1 protein-coding gene is annotated in these 2,456 nt (G+C 67.1%); it reads right to left on the bottom strand.

Annotated features, from left to right (window positions below; translation table 11 throughout):
* The coding region (locus I71_RS05275) for a methyl-accepting chemotaxis protein (protein WP_042691775.1) at window positions 1-2,023 on the bottom strand (2,023 nt) is incomplete at its 3' end.
* Between the last annotated feature and the right edge of the window lie 433 nt (window positions 2,024-2,456).

The raw sequence follows: 2,456 nt of genomic DNA, 5'->3' as shown, positions 1-2,456 counted from the left end.
CGTCGGCGCTCCGCTTCAGGGCATCGGCCATCGACAGCACCTCCCTCGCCATCGCGCCGGCCCGGCCGGCTTCGCTGCTGACCAGAGCGGCGCTGTCCGAGACCTGATCGGTGCCGTCGGCGGCCTGCCGCACGTTGCGGCCGATTTCGGCGGTGGCGGCGTTCTGCTCCTCGACCGCGGAGGCGACGGCGGAGATGTTCTCCTCGATCCGGGTGACGACCGTGCCGATGTCGCCGATGGCGGTGACGGTCTGGCCGGTCGCCGACTGGATTTCAGCAACCTTGGCGGTGATGTCCTCTGTCGCCTTTGCGGTCTGGCTGGCGAGCTGCTTCACCTCCTGCGCCACGACGGCGAAGCCCTTGCCGGCCTCGCCGGCGCGGGCCGCCTCGATGGTCGCGTTCAAGGCCAGCAGGTTGGTTTGGCTGGCGATGTCGGTGATCATCCGCACGATCTCGCCCACCTGCTGGGCGGCGTCGCTGAGGTCCGAGATGACGTTGGCGGTATGCTGGACGTCGGTGACCGCCCGTTCCGCCATCTCGGTCGAGCCGGCCATCTGACGGCCGATCTCGGCGATGGAGGCGGACAGTTCCTCCGCTGCCGCGGCGACGGCCTGGACATTGCCGGACGCGCCTTCGGATGCGCGGGCGACGGAAAGCACATGCGATTCGGTGTCCGCGGCGATGCGGCTCATCTGCTCGGCATTGCCACGCAGGCCGCTGGCGGCGCCGGCCAGCTCTTCGGCGACCGCTTCGATATGTTGGTCGAATTCTCCGACCAGCCGCTCGATGCGGTCGGCTTCACGCAGACGCTCCTGCTGCTGCCGTTGCTGCTCGTCGGCGAGGCGGTCCGCTTCGGCGAGACTGAGACGGAACTGGTCCAGGCTGCGGGCCATGGCACCCAGCTCGTCGGCGCGTTCGGCGCCGTGGATGCTCAGGTCGCGCTCGCCGGCCTCCAGCCGCGCCATGTCGCCATTCAGGCGCGCGATCGGTCCGGTGATGTTGCGGGCGACCAGCACGGCGATCAGCGTCACTATCCCCAGCAGGACGGCCAAGCCGGCAATCATGCCGGTCAGCCGGTTCACCGAGTCCCGGGCGTCGCGGTTGGCCAGACCGATCAGGTCGTCGGCGACGCGGGTCTCGACGCTGCGCAGCATGTCGATGGTTACAGTGATGGCGTCGAACCATTTTCCGGCATCGACCCCCTGGTTGCCGGCCCCATAGGCGGAGGCGACGCCGATCCGCCGCATCCGCTCGACCTCGGCGATGGCCGGACCGGCGACGGTCTGGTCGTAATAGCGTGCCTGTTCCGCCGTCAGCTTGCCCTTCAGGCCGCCCATCAGCGCCTTGTATTCGCCCGACAGCTCGATGAAGCGCTCATGCGCGTCGGCAGGGAAGCGGTCCTTGCGGAAGGCACCACCGCCCACGGCGCGCTGCTGGCCCAGCCGTTCCTTCGCCTCCGACAGTGAGACCATGGCGTCGGCGGCGCGCATCTGGTCGCTGTCGTCGGATAGGGTGCGGGCCTGTCCGGCGGCATCCAGCAGCTTGCGGATCATGGCGGTGTAGTTTGCCACCACCTCCATCGGGGACTGCGCCATGCCGTCGACGCCGGCGCGCAGGCCGGGCAGCTGCGACAGTGCGTCGCGGGCTCCGGCAATCGCCGCAGCCACATGCGGATCGCGGATGCGGGCGCCGGCGACCTGCCGGGTCAGCTCCGCCAGCCGGGTGTCCGCGGCGTTCCGCACCGTTTCCAGACGGCGTCGGTCGTCGGCCAGTTTGCCGCTGAGGAAGATGGAGGAGGACCCGCGCTCCTTCTGCAACTCATGCAAAAGGTCGGTCATGTCCACCGACAGGCGGGTGACTGCAGTGAGATCGGCGGCCCGGCGGCTGGAAACGACCTGTCCCCACACCAGAAGCGACGACAGCACGATCACGCCGCCCATCGGAACCGACAGGGCAAATGCCATCTTTCGCGTGAAACGCATGTTTCCAAGCAGGCCATCGGCAGACTTCAGAAGCGAGGTCATATCCATCTCTCCACCCAGCAGGACCATTCAGCAGCCGGAAAAGGCACCTAGGGACTAATTCCAGATACCTAAGGACTATATCGGAGGGCGAGGGTATGAAAGACAATCGGTTAAGACACAGTTAGGTTTGACCGCAATATGAATACGGGAACTGCCCCGTCCTTGACCGGGGCGTGGCCCTGGCGGGCAATCGGGAGCCGAGCGTGACCGCATTGGCCCGCGACGCGAAATTTGCCTCGCTTCCGTCGCGTCGGGGCGGTAGAACGTCAGTCCCGGTCCGCAGGTCTCTTGGGTTCGTGGCGTGACCGGAGCGGTCTTCCGGAGCGTCCATGTCCAACACCGAATTCCATCGCATCAAGCGCCTGCCGCCCTACGTCTTCGCCGAAGTCAACGCGATGAAGGCGCGAGCCCGAGCTAATGGCGCCGATATCAT

The organism is Azospirillum sp. B506 (assembly GCF_000333595.1).
Taxonomy (GTDB): domain Bacteria; phylum Pseudomonadota; class Alphaproteobacteria; order Azospirillales; family Azospirillaceae; genus Azospirillum.
Note: the sequence above shows the minus strand (reverse complement) of the source record. Positions and strands in the feature narration are given on the sequence as shown.